The following is an 18,228-nucleotide window of genomic DNA, read 5'->3' on the forward strand; positions in this document are numbered from 1 at the left end:
CCCCCCGCCTGTTTCCCCGCCGCACCGGTCGTGAATCGACATCCTGTCTCAGCACGCCCTTTCGCCGACGTCCTGCCGGCTCATGCTGGAAATCAGCCGGACTTCGGCGCTGCTTAACGCCGCCTGAAGGTCAAAGGCCAAGTCAAAGGTCAACAGCCAGGTCAAATTCAGATCAAGTTCAAGTTCCAGGGCGTTCCGGCCGCCTTGCAGGCGGTCGGGAAGGGGTGTGCAGTCGCCCACACCCCTTCACCCCGGGCTTGCGGCTGGCGCAGCGCCCACTGCGTGGGTGCCCTCAGCCCGCCCGCTTTCCGGCCGCATCGGTCGTGAATCGACATCCTGTCTCGGCACGCCCTTTCGCCGACGTCCTGTCGGCTCATGCTGGAAATCAGCCGGGCTTCGGCGCTGCTTAACGCCGCCTGAAGGTTAAAGGCCAGGTTAAGGGCCAGTACAGGGTTAAAGGCCAGATGAACATCTTGATAAAGCTAAAGCAAAACACCGGTCAGTTTAAAAAATCCAAGGTTAAATCGGTTTTAGCGCTATGGCGCGTGCGGAGAAACAGGTTGCCAGCCGATTACAGCACCAGTGGCAGCAGCGACAGCAGATAGAGAATCAACCCGATTGTCGCCCCCACCAGCGTGCCGCTGATGCGGATATACTGCAATTCCTTGCCGATATTCAGCTCAACCTGATGTGACATCTCTTCGGCATCCCAGCTTTTCACCGTATCGCTGATATGGCGGCTCAGGAATGCCGAGAACTCCGGCGCCACGCTGCTCGCGGCCTCTTCCATATGCTGATTCAGGGAAGCGCGCAGCGACTCATCCTGCATCAGCGTATCGCCGAACCACTGTCCGGCAGCGCTTACCTTCGCATGCAGCAGCGAGTCCTCGCGGTTAAGATCCTCTTTCAGCCAGCCGCGCAGATCGCCCCAAAGCTGGCTGATATAACCATTCAGCGCCTCATCCTGCTTGAGATACGTTTTGATCTCTTCGGCTTTCGTCTGCATCTCCGGGTCATTACGCAGGCGTTCGATCAATCGCTGCATCGCACGATTAAAACCCTGGCGTAGCTGGTGGCTGTCATCCTTTTCAATATCGTTCAGGATTGACTGCACCGCATCAGCCGCCAGCGCGGCGCTTTTCTCCCCCAGCCACTCGGTGGGTAGCATTTTCTCTTTCAGGGGATGTTCACGTTTCAGCCAGCGCACCACCTGATGCGCGATAAACTCGTGGGTGGCGGGTTTATTAACCAGTTGCAGCACCTGCGCCAGCGCATCGTCCAGCAGCTGCTGATGACGGTTATTTTTCGTCATGCTTTCGAGGATCACCGCCATCGACTGGCTGAGATCGACCTTGTCGATCGCCCGGTGGATGGCGCGCCGCATCAGGTTCTGAATGCGCTGGTCGTCAGCAAGATCAAGAAAACCACGCATCATCTTCAGCAGATAGCCGCTCAGCCGGGCGGCATTTTCCTGTGCGCTCAGCCAGCGGGCGATCAGCCGAGCCGGATCGTGACGGCGGATCAGTGCCAGCAGAGACTCGCTGTTGAGGAACTTATCCTGCACGAACAGCGCGAGATTATCGGCGATACGATCTTTGTTGTTCGGGATAATCGCCGTATGACGCGCCGCCAGCGGGATCGGCACATGCCGAAACAGTGCGCTGACGGCGAACCAGTCCGCCAGAGCACCGACCATTGACGCTTCCGCCACCGCTTTCAGCCCGGACACCCAGAGATTCGGCGGTGCGTACAGCGGCCAGAGCACGGTGAAGATAAACAACAGCGCGGCCATCCCCAAGAGCAATAACGGCAGACGTTTTGCCTGCCGTAGTTCCGTTTCTTTATCCATAATTACTTTTTACGGCCACCCATAATGCTGCCGAGAATGCCACGAACAATCTGCTGACCAATTTGTCTGGCAGCACTACTCGCCATTTTTTGCACTACGCCATCGCGCTTGCCACCGCGCGGCCCGGTGCTGCCAAAAAGAATATCCTTCAGGCTGCCGAGAAGTCCGCTATCCAGCGCCGCATCGCCTTTTGCCGCCGGAGCCCCGGCCTGTTCGCTGGCGGCCTGTACGCCCTGCTGCAAACGTTCGTAAGCCGACTCGCGGTCAACCGCCTCCTCGTATTTTCCCGATAGCGGCGAGTGATTGATTAGCCCGTTGCGCTCGTCATCGCTGACCGGCCCCATACGCGAACCGGGGGCAATCACCGAGGCGCGCTGCACCATCGACGGGCTGCCCTTTTCATCAAGGAATGACACCAGCGCTTCGCCGGTTGCCAGCTCCTGAATCGCGCTGACGGTATCAAATGCCGGGTTGGCGCGCATGGTTTGCGCTGCCACTTTCACCGCCTTTTGATCCTTAGGCGTAAAGGCACGTAACGCATGTTGCACGCGGTTGCCAAGCTGGCCGAGCACCGCATCCGGGATATCCGCCGGGTTCTGCGAGACAAAATAAACGCCGACACCTTTTGAACGGATAAGGCGGATCACCTGTTCTATCTTATCCAGCAGCACCGCCGGAGCATCCGCAAACAGTAAATGCGCCTCATCAAAGAAGAACACCAGCTTTGGCTTATCCAGATCGCCCGCTTCCGGCAGCTGCTCATACAGTTCGGACAGCAGCCACAACAGGCTGGTGGCGTACAGCTTAGGCATCTGATAAAGCTTTTCGGCGGCGAGGATATTGATGATCCCTTTGCCGTTGGCGTCGGTACGCATCCAGTCTTTGATATCCAGCATTGGCTCACCAAAGAAGTACTCGGCTCCCTGCTGTTCCAGCGCCAGCAGGCCGCGCTGAATGGCACCCACCGAGGCGCTGCTGATATTGCCGTACTGGTTCTGGAAGGATTTTGCATTTTCGCCGATATACTGGGTGGTGGCACGCAGGTCTTTAAAATCGAGCAGCAGCAGGCCCCGATCGTCCGCCACGCGGAAGATAATTTGCAGCACGCCGCTTTGTACTTCATTAAGGTTAAGCAGACGCGCCAGCAGCAGCGGCCCGAGGTCGGAGACCGTGGCACGAACCGGATGACCGCGTTCGCCGAAAATATCCCACAGCACCACCGGATTGGCCTGAACTTTCCAGTCTTTGACGCCATTCTTAGCCAGCCTGGCGAGCAACTTTTCAGACGCCACGCCCTCTTCGGCAACGCCGGTCAGGTCGCCTTTCACATCGGCCATAAACACCGGTACGCCGATGTTGGAAAAACTTTCCGCCAGCTTTTGTAACGTCACGGTCTTGCCGGTACCGGTAGCCCCGGTAATCAGCCCGTGGCGGTTAGCCATCGCAGGCAGCAGATGCAGTGAGTGTTCAGGGGTTTGTGCAATCAGCAGCGGCTCGGTCATCTTCAAATATCCATTTGGTTGCAGTTCGGGTGAGGCTTATTGTAAGCATAGCAGGCAACGTTATCACTAGCTCCGCCAGCCCGGCCTGAAGCGCGATAAAAAGGCCACACAAGGTGGCCTGGGAAGGAGGCGGGGAGGGGACAGCCTCACCGCCTTTGAGAGACATTAAGCGATGAACTTCTTGCCCTGCTTCAGCACCAGATCGCAGGCTTTGGTTTTTACCTTTTTACCCATTTCAGTATCGCCCAGCGATTTCAGGTTAACCTGCTGATTATTTCCGGTGTTCAACAGCCCCATCAGCCCCTGCTTGTAGTCAGTGCTTTGCTGCTGTTTTTGCGTATCCGCCAGCCCCAGCTTGCCAAGCAGCTGTTCTTTTACCGATGACACATTGTTGTCGACAATATTGTTCTTCACGCAGTATTGCAGCACGCCGGCCGCATTGCTCATGCTGTTAGAGCTCAGTGATTGATTACCGCCGTTGAGCAGCCCGGCCAGCGAGGCAAGAGATGTACCGCTCTGGGTGCCGGTGGCCGAGGTGCCGCTGCTATTGGCGTTCTGACCCAGCGCGTTGGCAGCGGAGCTAAGCTGATCCTGCCAGTTAGCCGCGTTCGTTGCACCACTAAAAAGCGCGCCGGAAATGGACAATGCCAGAATCATCTTGGTTGCTGCTTTCATCATTATATCCTTGAGCGTGATGTTACGCGCGGCTTCCACTCTGGCACCGCGCCGTTGAATACCTGTTCGGACTGCCGGATAACCGATGAGTTCCCTGTACCACAGTCAGGCTTCAATTATGGTGCATGGTTTAAGAAAATTCCGCAAAAGAAGTGAATGAAAGTCTTGAACAACTCAGCGGAAAAGGTCGTCAATATTGGAAATGACGCCTCTTCGCAAGGTCGATGACGCTGGACGATGGCGGCCCTGTGGGTATTTTTTCATCGTTCAGTAAACGCAAGACGCGAATAAGGTTGCGTAAACAGGGGGTAACGGTATAATCCACAACGTTTTCCGCATACCCTTCAGTGCCGAAGTGGCGAAATCGGTAGACGCAGTTGATTCAAAATCAACCGCCGCAAGGCGTGCCGGTTCGATTCCGGCCTTCGGCACCATAAGTATGTAAATGGACCTCGATGGAGGTCTTTTTTTATGCCTGAAATCCAGCAGTTACTCTCCTTTCAAATATCATCTGTTGTTCAATGTCAGAAATCTCTTATTGTAAGCTTGGTTTGAGCGATAGGGCGTTTTACACTGTCCCCTCTTAAAAGCAGCGTTCAGAGATTTAGCCTGTGAGAAAGTAGTATTCTTACTGTTATATCTAAGGCAGGAGCCATGACTAGTCGCCCGCAGATGATTATTAATGTTCTTCAGGCTAATCCTGATGAACAATTCACCGCTCGCCAGCTTGCGCAAAAGATCATCGATCGCTATGGTGCAGAGCTTGCAGACAAGCGTCAAAACCCTCGTTTTTCCAGCAATGAAGATTTCTTGAGTCAAATAGCTGCTGAAGTCGGTGGGAGTAGAACCGTTCAGGCAAAAGCAATGTGTCCTCAGGTTATGACGCGTGACAAGCCGAGGCCCAGGCTATTTTATTGGGGTAAAGAAAGTGATAATGGCACGCAACAGGAGTCATCTTTTGATATCGCTCCGACTCCATCTGCTGAGACGGTAAGTTTTTCTGAGCATGCCCTTTACCCGCTTTTGATTGAATATCTTTCAGAAGAAGAAGAATTGCTTTGCCGCCGTATCGATGAAAAGCGTTCAAGCAATAACAAAGGCCTTGGAGCAAACCACTGGCTTTATCCTGATATTGTTGCATTGCAGCCTCTCGATAAATGCTGGGATAGTGTTGTGCAAAACTGCGTCCGGTATAGCGAAGGGCGTTTAACCCGCCTGTGGTCGTTTGAAGTAAAACGCCAACTTAACCGTAGCAATGTCCGAGAATGTTTCTTCCAGGCAGTGAGCAATTCAAGTTGGGCCCACTTTGGCTATCTGGTCGCGACCGAAATCAATGAAGATAAGCAGCGTGGCGTTGAAAGAGAGCTGCAAATGCTGTGTGCATTACATGGTATCGGTGTGATCCTGCTTAACCCGCAAGATCCAGGTAATAGCCAGACTCTCATTCCGGCGCGAGAGCGAACCAGCATTGACTGGCAATCCGTCAACCGTTTGGTAATAGAGAACAAGGATTATAAGGATTTTATTGATTTGGTTTCTGATTATCACCAAACAGGAAAAATACATAAAGCGCTATGGAATAGATAAGTTGGTCCAATATTGCAATCAGAAAGATGATAGCGAACCAGTGAAATAGTAAATGTAATCAAGGTGAGCGAGGACACGCTCACCAAAATAAGTTTGGCAGGACTTACGCTGAGGGCGGGACGTCCATTACACCAACAACGTCTTTGTCACTTGAGAAATCATCCGTTTGTGTAAAAATAAACTGTTTTAAAAACTGGTCAATGCGAATATTCAGCTTAAATAGAGGTATGGTTACGCCGTCTTGTTTTTCAAAATAGATCCTGGCTTTTGCCTTGTCTACCGATTCTTTTAATGCGTCGAAGCGACCAAATTCGTTGAGGTTTTTCGCATTAACACTATCAGTCATGAATGCGATTAGTCGTTTTTTATCTAAACCAAGAGCATTAACAACTGCGTTTAATTGCACATTTTCAGCATTATCTTTGTAGGTGTTGATGTAGTCTCTAAAAGTATGGCCTTCGATTAACTGCGCATCGCCGCGCTGCAAGTCGTGCAGGAAGAGTTTGGCGTACTTTTGCTCGCTTTGGGTGAGCGATGCAAATGACTTGTGCAGCTCATTTAATGTGGTTTCAATGCTCGCAGAGTCTTGGGGTTTGTTCAGCTCTTTTAGGTATTTATCAAAGCGGCTGTTCATATAGTCAGCATCGATTTTGCCGGTGTCTATTTCAGTTAAATAGCCACTGATATCAAAAGGCACATCGTCGCCACCTGCGCCATCACGATCGCCTTTGGCTACTAACTCTTTGTAACGCAGGGCCAGGCTCAGGTAAATTTGTTCGTCTATGACCAGCTTTACCTCATGTTCTACATCATTTTCAATAAAGGAATAGACCGACTGCTCCCAATGCAAACCTTGTACTTTAGCCGCTTCCAGGTGCTGGCTAAAGGTATTAAATAATTTGGCGAATTGAGCACAGTTTTCTATATCGTCAGGCAGTTTTTCAAAATTCTCAACGCCAGCACTAATAAAGAGTTCGGTAATGTTTGCCACTAATTCATTCATGGCTTTAAGATTGCTTTCCAATCTATCAACAAATAAACCGATAGGTCTGTCGCCGGAATAGAGTTTTACCGCATCGTTAATGTGCTGCTCCATGGTGTGTGGATAGCGGTAATAACGGATGATGCCGTGGGGTTTGTCGGGGCCAAATAAACGATTGGTGCGTGAGAATGCTTGAATAATGTTTTGGTATCTAATCACCTTGTCTAAATACAAGGTATTGAGCCATTTTGAGTCAAAGCCAGTAAGCATTTGATCGACAACAATCAGTAAATCTAATTGCTTTGAAGGCTCGGTACGAATGCGCTCGTAGGGCTTTTTATGGGCAAGGCGTGCCGCTAAATCTTTTTTGAAGGCTGCATGGCGGGCAAAATCAAAATCCTGGCCATAACGCGCGTTATAGTCGGCCATAATTTCGTCCAGGCCATCGCCTTTAAAGGTGGGCCCACGGTCGCCACTGCCGTCGTTATCAATGTTCGGGTCAAACAGGGCGGATACTTTAAGTTCAGGTTTGGCAGCTTTTAAATGACGGTAATAGTCAATGGCTTCGGCAATACTGCTAGTGGCCAAAATGGCGTGGAATTTATTGCCCTGGCTGAGTACATCCCATTTATGCAGAATATCTTCCACCACCTTGGCTTGGTGAATTTCACTTAAATATTGGCTTTTAGGCACATAGTCTTCAATGCCTTTGTGGTATTTGCCCGTGGCATCTTTATGGCCAGCCATAGGTACATCTTTCATAAAGTGGTTAAATTTTTTCTTTTTGGCCGGGTTATCCATGGCCTCTATCACAGAGTTGGCCTTAGCTTGTTCTAATGCCACAGCTTGTCTTAGATCACTGTCTCTAAACGTGGGCACTTTGTAAGGGTCAAAACCGAGTACGTTGCCATCGCGTATGCCGTCTGCAATGCTATAGCGGTGTAGTTCGTTGCCAAATACGGTACTGGTGGTATTGCCGTTTTTTTCGTTTTCTTCTTGAATCGGTGTACCGGTAAAGCCAAAAAACAAGGCGCGCGGAAAGGTACGTTTAATAATAATCAGCATATCGCCAAAGGTAGAGCGGTGCGCCTCATCGATAATAAATACCAAACGTTTAGCGCGAATTTTTTCAATATCCGCAGAGTTTGTGGCCGTGCCTTCATCGTCTACCGCTTCAAAAACATTACTCATTTTTTGGATGGAGCTAACGATCAAGGTATCGGCAGGAGCGGTACTTTTTAATTTGGTAATAAGTACGTGAGTATTTTCGGTAGCTTGAACGTCTTCGCCATCGCCAGCAAAATTGCGGTATTCCGCGAGCGACTGGGTGCCCAGCTCAATCCTGTCCATTAAAAAAATTACTTTATCGGCATCTTTGGATTGTGCGATCAACTGCGCCGATTTAAAGCTGGTCATGGTTTTACCCGAACCCGTGGTATGCCACACATAACCCCCAAGGCGATCGGGATTATTGGCCGCGCTACCCAGTTGTTGCCAGTTAGTTTTGGCCACTTTGTCAGATATCGCATTGGCGGCGTAATACTGATAACTGCGCATTACCTTAAGCACGCCGTCGGTATCGTCGGCAACGGTATAAAAGCCAATCAACTGGTGCGCCATAGGGATTGAAAGCAAGGTAGAGGCGATATCTTTCCAGTGGTTCATGGGTTCGTTATTAAAATCGGCCCAGTTAAATTGATAGTCAGGGTTAAATTTGCCATCTAGCCCGGGGTTAGCAAAGTATTTGGCCTCGTTTGGCTCCATGGCCACAAACACCTGGATGAGCGAAAACAGGCCGCTAAATACCCCCTCTTTGCTGTACTTTTCAATTTGGTTTACGGATTGGCTAACCGGAATGCCGCTGCGCTTTAGCTCTACATGGATCACCGGCATACCGTTAATCAGTAGCAGCACATCACCGCGTCTGTCGTTACGCAAAGGGCTGCCGCGTTCAAATTTAGGCTGTTGCACAATTTGGTAACGACTTTGGCCGGCAGCAATTTCCTGGCGATCGTATATTTTTAAGCTGACCTCTTTGCCCAGATGCAAGGTATCGGCTGGGTTATCGCGCTTAATCGCCACGGTTTTACCGTTGATTAAACCGTTGAGCTTGAGCGGGGTTTTAAGTTCTTTGATTTGCTCAATAATTTGCTGCATTTCCGTATCGGTTAACGGCACATCGTTTAAGCGATCCCGCTGGCGATTATTTTCAAATAAAATGGAAGCCCAATTTTGCAGTAAATCCGCTTCAGTTTTGTTTTTGAGTATCTCTGTTTCCCAACCCTTATGGGTCAGTACTTCGATAAAGGCCTGCTCAAATTGCGCTTCGGTTTTAAAGGTAATCATGATGGCGCTCCCTGTTAGACAAACATTTTGCTTAAGCAGGCTTGCTTAATGTTATTGAGTTTGGTGATTTGTTGTTGGTGCTGATTGATCAGGTTATCGAGTTTTTGGAAGTAGTTGCCGATTTGGGTTTGTTCTTCAAATGAGTTGGGAATTGTTATTTTTATAGCACTCATAACGTTGTTCATTAGCTTAGGATTCCCGACATGTGAAACGTGCCTCCAAGCTTCTTTGTTTAATATCTCCGCTATAGCTTTGTTGGCATAACCTTCATCTGATAAGAGAACACCATTTACATTCGTACTATAAAATTTACCGTCCCTAAAATTAACAGTCCCAGCATTTGCACCGTCCGTTGTCCATGTAATCGCATTTTCGAATAAGTATTTGTCATAAAAGCCCATCAACCCATTATTTTTTGTTTGTGATGAATATACTGGATAGCGCTTATCAGGAGTTGGTGAAGGGTTTGTTTTAGTTGTCGACAATACATTCCCGCGAGTGACTGTAAACAGTTGGCAAATAGCTTTCTCCTCCCATTCCCCACTAAACCCGTTAAAGCGGATTTCTGGAATGGTTTCGCCTGGCTTGGGGAACATCTTTTCCAGCATGGATTTTTTAATGCTGCTGAGCTTGTCATGCTTTTGTTGGTGTTGGTTGATTAGCGTGTCTAGTTTTTGAAAGTAGTCGCCTATTTCATTGCTTTCAGAAATATTGTTAGGAACAAAAAAGCAAGAGGAGGACACCAGTCCCCAATCAGAGCGAGGCATTTTCGAGCCTGCTGAAAGGTTTGAAATCAACTCAAACTCATTGGTTTGAATTAAATAAAACAAAAAAGTACTTGCAACATTGTCGGCACGTAACACCCAAAAATCTCCAACTGCGAGCCCTTCAAAGTCAGCTAGAAACCAGTTTTTCAAATAGGGTCGCAATTTCCCAAATAAAACATCATCAGCTTCAAATTTTAAGCCGGCTTTAAAGGTTTTTTTCTGATGAATATCCTTATTGAATCTACCTTTCCCTGCAACTATATCTTCGTATTCAACACAAGGTAGGCATGTACTTTGATGATGTGTTGATACTCTGGAGGCGATACCTGAAAACTCTCTCTCCTCCCACTCCCCAGTAAACCCTTTAAACCGAATCTCTGGCTCCTTCTTCTCCATACTCATCTTATTCACCCTTCAGTAAGCTGGTGAGTTCAGTCAAGCCCTGCATATCAAACTCATTACCCGTAAGTTCAGCCATCATCTCCGCCAGCTCTTGCTCGGTAGTTTTAATATCATTGGCCACCTGTGAATAAGTCACGGCGTATTTATCAGCAAGAGCTTGCACTTGGCTGGTGAGCTGGGTGATCACTGCGCTTGGCATAGCAGTGAGTTCGGTGCTTAACGGCGCAATCCATTTAAGGTGCAGCAGGTTGTTCACCTGTTCATCGGTTAAGGCTTCGATAGTTTTTTTCGTTTTTAAGTGCAGAGCAGTGGCGGCATCTTTAACCGTTTTTTTCAGGGTTTTTTCTTCATCAATTAATTTGCTTGCGCGAATGATTTTGGCTTCATAGCTTTCTTCTGAGAATTTAACTTTGCTGTCTTTTTGTTCTTTTAAGAAGGATTTGGCGGCTTTGCTGACTTCAGCATTGGCAAAACCGTCTTTGCTTTCTTTGACCGTATCCTGTTCTTTTTCTTCTTCGCTCAGGGATTCTAAGATTTCTTCCAGCGTGCTGGCGATTTCTGACAGGCGGGTTTCTTGAGCAGCCAGGGCCTGTAAGTCATCACCTAAGTCAGTTTTTTGCACTAACTCAAAGGGCAGGATATGGCCTTTCCAGCCGTCTTGTACCTCAGTGTCCTGGCCATTTTTTTTCTTGATGACAATATTGGGGTCAACTTGTCTGGCAGCGGCGAAGCCTTCAGTTTGCATCATTTCTAAATCAGCGCTGATAAGTTGCCATTGGTTATTCAGAAATTGATAAGCCTTGTATTTGTCGATTAAGGCAATGGGGGCTAAGCGAGTAAATAGCTCGGCACTTAATACCGCCTCTTGTTGGTTACGCTTGATGCTTTGCCAGTTTTGTATTAGCTGGGTGTTTAGCTGGTGATCAAAGCCATGAAAGGCTTGGTTATAGGCGCTGATAAACGCTAACACCTGCGGGTGCCCACTGATGCTGGCATTAACGTCTTTTTTGACAATGGCCAGATCACTGTATGCGGCAGATTTTGGCGTAAACAGAGTACCGTGCAATTGCGGGAAGGCTTGCCAGTAATGGTGCAGCTCGGCAATTTCGCTGTTGGGGATGCCACCCAACATGGTAGCGTGCAAATCCCAGCTTTGTGCTGCCGCAGAGGAATCCACATAGCGCGGGATATTAAGGTTGTAACCGTTGTCGCGCAGTGTTTGTTTGCTCACCAGTTGCGAGAATTTGTCGATACTTTCGCGGTCAATTACTACATCAGTAATGCGTTTGATATCACTGGCTTGCAGTTTGTTGTTTTTACCTTCCTTCATAAAATGCCTGGAGGCATCGACCACCAATACATCGGTGTTTTGGCGTTTTTGCTTGAGCACCAAAATCACGGTGGGGATACCGGTGCCAAAAAAGATATTGGCCGGTAAACCGATAATGGTATCAATATGATTTTGCTCAATGAGTTGCTTGCGAATTTCACCTTCTTCACCTCCACGGAACAAGACACCATGAGGCAGGACAATGGTCATAATGCCATCAGGCTTGAGGTGATAGAGGTCGTGAAGCAAAAAAGCAAAATCGGCTTTGGTTTTCGGTGCCAAACCAAAACGTGAATAGCGTGGATCGTTGCCTTTAAAGCTGGGGTCCCAGCTTTGTGAGTATGGTGGATTGGACACCACGGCATCGACATGCAACGCGTAATAGGATCCTTGTGGATCGCTTTCATCAAAGTAGGGCCAATCATCTTCAAGGGTATCGGCATTACGGGTTTTGATATTGCTGGCTTTAATACCGCGCATGATGAGGTTCATACGAGTCAGGTTGTAGGTATTGGCTTTTAACTCTTGCGCGAAATAGGTGATGCTGTCTTTGTTTTTAGCGTATTTCTCGAACGCCTCACCGATATTGATCAGCAACGAGCCAGAGCCGGAGGTAGGGTCGTAAATTTTGATGGTATCTTTGTGTTTTAACTCATGGGCGATGATGTTCGACATCAGTACCGAGACTTCATGAGGTGTGTAAAACTCACCGGCTTTTTTACCCGCATTGGCGGCAAATTTTTCAATCAGGTATTCGTAAATGTAGCCCAATACGTCATACCCTTGATTGCCATTCATAGGGATGCTTTTGATCAGGTGCAGTAAGTCGCTGATGGCTTTGGTGCGTTTGCCAGCACTTTCACCCAGTTTGCTTAAACCTGTTTCTAAGGTGGCAAAAATGCCTTCAAATAGTTTTTTGTACGTTGGCGAAATCAAACGGCTAAAGGCAGAGAGCGCATCACGCACGTTAGATTCATCAAATTCGGATGTTGGATCAACCCATGTAGAAAACAGGTTATTGTAGGCAATAAAGTAGCCCAGGTTGTCTTGCACGTATTTAACGGTGTCGGCGTCTTCTTCATTGAGGGCTTTGATGTCTTCGGGCGTCATACCCTGTCTGGTGACAAACTGCACCAGCTGGTCGCTTAGGTACTTGTAGAAGATAAATCCGAGTATGTAATCTTTGTATTCGTTGGCTTCAATCTTAGAGCGCATCTGGTTGGCAGATTCCCAGATTTTTGCCGCAAGCTGTTGTTTATTCACTATAAGTCCTGTTAAAAGCAATTCTTTTTTGAAAAGGGCTATTTTAGAGTTTTGATTGTACGTTTGATAAGAGCGTCTTGCCAGCGGCAAGGCTTTACGAGTCTGTGACAGTGAGTAGTTTGCAGTCTCGACTCCTACCAAGATAGCCATCTTTATCTGAGACAGATTCGAAATTGCTATGGACTGCGCCTCTGTTCGGCGGCGTTGTAATTTTTCTCGCCCGCGTGTTCTCTAATGAAGCGGTCGCTGAAAACGAAGAATCCGCCGGAACCGATTGCCGGGTCATATACCCGTTGACCTGCCCCCAGGATTAGATACGACGTCAGTAAGTAATGTCAGATCCTTCACTATCAGAATGAGCCTTTCTCCAACCCGCCGCAAATTCAGATGGCGTCTGATAATTCAGCGTGGAGTGCGGGCGGCAATCAGCCGGCATCCCCTGCTAACTCCGATGCGGTACGCCGCCAGCAGGTATTCGCCCGCCTCGCGTTTCTACCTGCTTCAGGGAAAAAGCGATCTGCTCTTCGGTATAACGCGTCTTATTCATGCCGGATGATCTCATTTTTTCAGGGAAAGAAAGGCCGGAAACCCACTTTACGCCGGTACTGAACAAAGGGAAGAGATCAATTTCGGGAGTCAGGAGCACTTCGGCGCAGAATACTTAATTTCTTTGAGCTGTCCTGATAAATCAATCTATTTTCCAGAAACCACATAATAAATTCATTATTGTTTTTGACTCCGATTTTTCTCATCATCCTCCTTTTGTAATAACTGACGGCTTTCTCATTCAGCCCTGACCATTCGGCTATCTGCTTCAGCGTCATGCCGGTCATAAAGAACCAGGTGACAGCGACTTCATTCTCATTGAATGACAGAAAGCGTTGGGTATTATCCATAAACGTAACAGCTCCTTCATTGCTTAAAACGGATTAAATAATGTCATAAAAAGTTGTCGGCAACGTTATTCTGCCAGTCTGAAAATAGCTTATATAAAATAAAAGCTAATTCAGGGGTTTAGTAAAAACTGCCTCTTTTCCGGTGTCATCTACCAGCGTGTATTTAACGGTCAGATTTTGGCTGTTCATTACCTCCGGTAAACCAAAGCTTTTATTGCCAAAAGGAGCGATCATTCTGTCCATACCCAGCTTTAGTGACTTTTCTCCAGCCAATAACTTCACTTTTACTGAAACAGGCGTCACGTAATATGGCGTAGGATTACTCAGCTCGAGTGAATGACCGTTGTCGGTAAAGCGGATTTTTATGGCTCCGCCAATACTGTTAATGTCCATGCTGCTTTTAAAAGGCCGGTAGATAATTTTCAGCTGGGTGTTTAATCCGACCTCTATTTTATTGGCATTTTTCGCCTGCTGAGACCTTTTGACGCCCGAAATTTCATAAAGATTTATCCAGAATACGGACTCACGGTCACGGGGCAAATCAAGCATTTTTTCCGTGGGCAGTATCTTCAGATTCAAAATTTTACCCGGTGTCATCCTGGCAACTGCCGGAATAACAGCAAAAGGGTAATTTTTTTCTTTATTAATATCGCCGGCACTTCCGTCATCAACCCAGCTCTGAAGTAACACCGGCGCATGACTGTCGTTGTTGACGATGAGCAGGCGCCTGTTGCTGTCTGTGCTGTTGAACAGCACCCTGTCCTGCAACGGCATAACCGTTGCCTGAAGCTCCAGCGAATTAAACAAAAAGATAAAACTGACCCAGTGTAAAAAATATCTCATCACCAGTACCTCACAATAATATGCGCCGTCGCATCAATTTTCCCGGGGGTGACAGGTTTAGTGGTGTCAACGATGCCGTAGAATGCGAAATACTGAGATGTGATATCCACCTGAGAAGGGGTGTTTTGAGAACGCGAGGTTTCCCCGTCGAGCAGCGAAAACCAGCCTGTTTGATAATCATTAGTATACGCATTGGTTATAAATCCAACCGCCTTACCGGCAACAGATAAACCTATGCCGACGTTAGACGCATATCCATCCTGTCCGTAATTATCCGATAACGCGTAACGCGACCACGAAACGCCGTTCCCGGGAATAGGATTGTCAGTGCTGAATGCGACCGATATTTTATCAGGTCCAACACCTGCATTCTGGTTGATAAAGCTATTAATGAGCGCGCCACCACACCGGTAAGTTACAGTAAAGTTCTTACCTGTTGTTTCAAAATCAGACTTTAATTCAGCAATAGTGACTGGCGGTAAAATGACAGGGTTGGTGTAGTTGTAGACGCGACATCCCCAGGACGTTTGTGTGAACGTGTTTGCCGAAGAGTACTGCATACCAAAGCCAATCCAGTTCCAGTTACTGAATCCTCCCCAGTGATTGTTACTGTCGGCGCCAGGGACCGTGATATCCTGGTCGTCGTTCCAGCCCGGTCCGACAAAAACCGTATAGCCGTTGGGCTGGTGACAGGTGTAAGCAATACCGCTGGCGGTATCATCCGCAGGGCCATTACACCCATATTTCGCAATAGGATCGCCTCCCCTTATTGTGGAAGGTAAGCGGTAAATTTCTGCCGTCACACCGCTGAAGTCACGGGCATAAAAATTAAGCTTGTTACCTTCCAGGTGCCCGTTTATGGGTGAATGCTGCCAGTATCTTGAGAACACCTTACCGTCACTGTCACGGATGAGTTTGATGCCAGTGAAAGGAAAATAGGTCTGATAGACGCCATCCCCCGCGCTGACGTTGCCACCCACGTTACTGTCGCCATTGGTGGCAAAATACTCATAGGTCTGTCCCTGGTCGGCAAGATCACAGGTATATAACAGCTGATTTTCTCCTTCAGGGAAGGATTGAGCCTGCCCTACTCTGGAAGTAGTAGAGCCTATCAGGCCGGTTGGCATAAACTCAGTGGGTTGAAGTTTTATTGAACCAAAAGTCAGAGGCACGCCGCCTTCTGTGTCATCGCCCTGTTTGGCTTTATAGACAGGCTGGCATTTGGCGAAGGCTGACGATGTACAGAACGTCGTGATCACCAGGGAAATAAAGACTGCATACTTTTTCATGTTTAAGGCCTTATTGGCAGACTGCGGTAATATAATTCAGCGCTTTCGTGGAATTAATATCCACAGGCGTATACCGGATGGTGCACTGTTCATCGGGCGCACTGCCCCAGCGGGCAGTCAGTGCCTGACGGTTTTCCAGCCGCAGGTAGGTATTACCGGCCTGGCTTACCGTGGCAACGTTATTACCACCGGAATCCAAAATATCTGAACCCAGGGGGACATAGCTGCCATCCCCCCGCCTGAGCTGCATCATGACGGGTATGCCCTGGCGCGTTCTGAAGACCACCCGGTTGACGGAACCCGCGTATGGCGTCACAACGCGCTGGCTGTCAATAATATCGACATTCGCAGACTCCCCTTCCGGCGCATCAAGGTTGATGTTGTTACGTCTGTAGGGCATCAGCGAAGGAATGATGGCGTAACCAGAACTGTCGATTTTGATGTTCTGCCCGTTGAGTAAAGTGGCGCCTTCTGCTCCTTTTGCTTCCACAATGGCAAACGTGTTACTCACGGTATGCCCCAGGGTGAGCCCGCCGCTGTGCAATGCGACGGCACCGCTCATCGAACCGGATGCCTGCCAGCTTCCCGGAGATTTTGAGACCGTTCCACTCACGTTGACTTTGGGCAGAATGGTGGCCAAGTTTAGACCCGAACTGCTCCCCGAGCTGTCCCGACTGTAATTCACACCCCACTGGGTAGTGTTGTCTTTACCTGCGCTGCCGGAGAGCGAGGTCTGGTAGCTGTGTTCACTGTTGCTGCTGATGTATGACGCAGACAGTGCTGTATTACGGGTATCACGTCCGAGAGGCACGGAAAAATTCAGCGCAAACTGGGTGTCTTTGTAATATTCCTTGTGCCGGTTTTCGTCAGGTACTCCCCATCTCCGCGCGTCTGATATCCGGGTGCGGTACTGTCTGGAAATACTGAAATCCATGTGAATGCCGTAAGGCAGTGCCGTGTTGTATCCCGCCTGATAAGAGGTGTCCTTGTTTCGTCCGTCATAGTAGTTTTGCGAGGAGCCGGAAACATAAATGCTGCCCAGTGAACCCAGCGGCTGACTGAGATTGACCTGAAGGCGGTTTTTCTGCATGTACGTTCCACCCTCCACCGACGACAGCGGGGTGTCCGAGTTGTTCAGGGCAACGATGTCCTGAAGATCCCGGTAGCCCCTGGTGGAATATCGGTAGCCGGCAAAACTGATGGTGGTACCGAGCGAATCCAGCGTTTTACTGTACTGGGTATTCACCATCCCGCCCTGCGCGACGCTGCCATTTCTGAGTCTGGCATTGGACCAGGTTGCAGAAGTGCCGAATGCACCGAGCGACGAAGAATAGATGAGCCCGCCGCTGGCCGCCTGATAGCCGCTGCCGATACGTACCCCGCTGTTTGCCGTTACCGAATTAGAAACGCCATACTTGACGGAAAGCTCAGAAAACTGGTTGTCGCGGCTGTAATCGCTGATTTCGCCGGCAGAAAAGCTATAGTCCAGGCGTCCGGGGCGGACGGAACCCGGCAGTGTAGAGTAGGGCACTGAATACTCAATGAGGCTGCCGTCACTTTCCGTCACCCTGACACTGAGGTCTCCACCGTAGAAAGCCGGTGCCAGGTCATCAATTCTGAAGCTACCCGGTGGAACAGTAGTCTCATAAATTTTGTATTTTTTCTGAAAGACTTCGACTTTCGCGTTGGTTCTCGCCGTACCTTGCACCGTCGGCGCATACTGAACCATGGAAGGGGGTAACACACGGTTATCCGTCTTGAGTCCTACACCTCTGAAACTGAGTCCGCTGAAGGCATCAGAGTCCGAGCTAAGCTGACCCAGCGACAGCTCACTTCGCAGCGACGGTAAGCCCCGACTGACGTACAGGCGTGAGGAGTGCCATCTGGATCCGAAGCGGTTACGGTTGAAATTCCCCTGCTGCCGGAACTGCCACTTTCCTGCGTTAAAGCCACTGCTGAGCCCAAGGTAGGTCGAGCTTAACCCGCCTGCATAGGGGCTGTGTGACTCATACTGGTTTACCGTATAATTCGAAAATAAGGCGGTACTGCCTGCCTCAAACTCACTCGACGGAATATAATCATCCGGACGGTGTACCAGCAGAGACTGAGGCACGGTAATGTTTACCCGCAGAGAGGAAAGATCGGGCGCAGTCTTTACTTCCGGCAGAACGGCTTCCAGAACGTATTTTCTGTCATCACCAAGGGCTTGTGGCTTTTTTTTAAGCGGTAAGCTGTTGATAAAATTACCTGTAAATAACGGCGTTAACGTCTTGCCTTTCCGTTCAAAAGTCAGCGTCTTTTTTGAAAATAATTTATTGTTCACGTAAACAGAAACGTCATATTCACCCGGTTTATAAAATGTGTCGTCTCCTGATAATGCGGAAATATCGCTCAGGCCGCCTGCTCTGAGCATGGCGGGGCTGAATTCATATTCTTCCGCATAAACAGACAAAGTGCAGAAGGAAAGAAGCAGGGAATAAATACTTATTTTCATTTT

12 protein-coding genes, 1 tRNA gene and 1 pseudogene are annotated in these 18,228 nt (G+C 48.8%); 2 read left to right on the plus strand and 12 right to left on the minus strand.

The window, feature by feature from the left end; genetic code table 11:
* Positions 1–48 precede the first annotated feature (48 nt).
* The 4 genes from EPIR_RS01910 to EPIR_RS01925 all read right to left on the minus strand — a co-directional run bounded on the left by EPIR_RS01910 (position 49) and on the right by EPIR_RS01925 (position 4,026).
* On the minus strand, positions 49–240 hold the full coding sequence (locus tag EPIR_RS01910; protein ID WP_023653601.1) for a hypothetical protein: 192 nt from the start codon (positions 238–240) through the stop codon (positions 49–51).
* 331 nt (positions 241–571) lie between these two features.
* Positions 572–1,849, minus strand: a complete 1,278-nt coding sequence (locus EPIR_RS01915; protein ID WP_023653602.1) for a DUF445 domain-containing protein — start codon at positions 1,847–1,849, stop codon at positions 572–574.
* Between the two features lie 2 nt (positions 1,850–1,851).
* Positions 1,852–3,351, minus strand: a complete 1,500-nt coding sequence (locus tag EPIR_RS01920; RefSeq protein ID WP_023653603.1) for a helicase HerA-like C-terminal domain-containing protein — start codon at positions 3,349–3,351, stop codon at positions 1,852–1,854.
* 165 nt (positions 3,352–3,516) lie between these two features.
* Entirely contained in the window at positions 3,517–4,026 is a 510-nt protein-coding gene (locus tag EPIR_RS01925; RefSeq protein ID WP_048696694.1) for a YjjA family protein, read from the minus strand.
* 349 nt (positions 4,027–4,375) lie between these two features.
* Here EPIR_RS01925 and EPIR_RS01930 point away from each other — a divergent pair.
* Together EPIR_RS01930 and EPIR_RS01935 are read left to right on the plus strand one after the other, a co-directional pair.
* Positions 4,376–4,460, plus strand: a tRNA-Leu gene (locus EPIR_RS01930).
* Positions 4,461–4,680: 220 nt separating this feature from the next.
* Complete coding sequence (locus EPIR_RS01935) at positions 4,681–5,613, plus strand: COG2958 family protein (RefSeq protein ID WP_023653605.1); 933 nt, start codon at positions 4,681–4,683, stop codon at positions 5,611–5,613.
* A gap of 103 nt (positions 5,614–5,716) precedes the next feature.
* Here the strand turns inward: EPIR_RS01935 and EPIR_RS01940 are convergent, their stop codons facing one another.
* The 8 genes and pseudogenes from EPIR_RS01940 to EPIR_RS01970 all read right to left on the minus strand — a co-directional run bounded on the left by EPIR_RS01940 (position 5,717) and on the right by EPIR_RS01970 (position 18,225).
* Positions 5,717–8,941, minus strand: coding sequence for a type I restriction endonuclease subunit R (locus tag EPIR_RS01940; RefSeq protein WP_048696697.1), 3,225 nt, complete (start codon positions 8,939–8,941; stop codon positions 5,717–5,719).
* 14 nt (positions 8,942–8,955) lie between these two features.
* On the minus strand, positions 8,956–10,110 hold the full coding sequence (locus EPIR_RS17950) for a restriction endonuclease subunit S (protein WP_023653607.1): 1,155 nt from the start codon (positions 10,108–10,110) through the stop codon (positions 8,956–8,958).
* Position 10,111: 1 nt separating this feature from the next.
* Complete coding sequence (locus tag EPIR_RS01950) at positions 10,112–12,703, minus strand: type I restriction-modification system subunit M (protein ID WP_023653608.1); 2,592 nt, start codon at positions 12,701–12,703, stop codon at positions 10,112–10,114.
* A gap of 182 nt (positions 12,704–12,885) precedes the next feature.
* Positions 12,886–12,996: pseudogene (locus EPIR_RS18650) on the minus strand (N-6 DNA methylase); the annotation flags it as partial.
* 330 nt (positions 12,997–13,326) lie between these two features.
* A complete protein-coding gene (locus tag EPIR_RS01955; RefSeq protein ID WP_023653610.1) occupies positions 13,327–13,599 on the minus strand; it encodes a helix-turn-helix transcriptional regulator in 273 nt (90 codons plus the stop codon).
* Between the two features lie 105 nt (positions 13,600–13,704).
* Positions 13,705–14,442: a fimbrial biogenesis chaperone gene (locus tag EPIR_RS01960; protein WP_023653611.1), complete on the minus strand. Its 738-nt coding sequence runs from the start codon at positions 14,440–14,442 to the stop codon at positions 13,705–13,707.
* Positions 14,442–15,731: a fimbrial protein gene (locus EPIR_RS01965; RefSeq protein ID WP_023653612.1), complete on the minus strand. Its 1,290-nt coding sequence runs from the start codon at positions 15,729–15,731 to the stop codon at positions 14,442–14,444. Before EPIR_RS01965 ends, EPIR_RS01960 begins: the two co-directional genes overlap by 1 nt.
* A gap of 10 nt (positions 15,732–15,741) precedes the next feature.
* Positions 15,742–18,225, minus strand: a complete 2,484-nt coding sequence (locus EPIR_RS01970; protein ID WP_023653613.1) for a fimbria/pilus outer membrane usher protein — start codon at positions 18,223–18,225, stop codon at positions 15,742–15,744.
* Between the last annotated feature and the right edge of the window lie 3 nt (positions 18,226–18,228).

This window comes from Erwinia piriflorinigrans CFBP 5888, from assembly GCF_001050515.1.
In the GTDB taxonomy this organism is placed as follows: domain Bacteria; phylum Pseudomonadota; class Gammaproteobacteria; order Enterobacterales; family Enterobacteriaceae; genus Erwinia; species Erwinia piriflorinigrans.

Coding starts and splice junctions, on each gene's coding strand:
- EPIR_RS01915 (WP_023653602.1), bottom strand. CDS start 1,849: ATGGATAAAGAAACGGAACTACGGCAGGCAAAACGTCTGCCGTTATTG.
- EPIR_RS01920 (WP_023653603.1), bottom strand. CDS start 3,351: ATGACCGAGCCGCTGCTGATTGCACAAACCCCTGAACACTCACTGCAT.
- EPIR_RS01925 (WP_048696694.1), bottom strand. CDS start 4,026: ATGAAAGCAGCAACCAAGATGATTCTGGCATTGTCCATTTCCGGCGCG.
- EPIR_RS01935 (WP_023653605.1), top strand. CDS start 4,681: ATGACTAGTCGCCCGCAGATGATTATTAATGTTCTTCAGGCTAATCCT.
- EPIR_RS01940 (WP_048696697.1), bottom strand. CDS start 8,941: ATGATTACCTTTAAAACCGAAGCGCAATTTGAGCAGGCCTTTATCGAA.
- EPIR_RS17950 (WP_023653607.1), bottom strand. CDS start 10,110: ATGAGTATGGAGAAGAAGGAGCCAGAGATTCGGTTTAAAGGGTTTACT.
- EPIR_RS01955 (WP_023653610.1), bottom strand. CDS start 13,599: ATGGATAATACCCAACGCTTTCTGTCATTCAATGAGAATGAAGTCGCT.
- EPIR_RS01960 (WP_023653611.1), bottom strand. CDS start 14,442: ATGAGATATTTTTTACACTGGGTCAGTTTTATCTTTTTGTTTAATTCG.
- EPIR_RS01965 (WP_023653612.1), bottom strand. CDS start 15,731: ATGAAAAAGTATGCAGTCTTTATTTCCCTGGTGATCACGACGTTCTGT.
- EPIR_RS01970 (WP_023653613.1), bottom strand. CDS start 18,225: ATGAAAATAAGTATTTATTCCCTGCTTCTTTCCTTCTGCACTTTGTCT.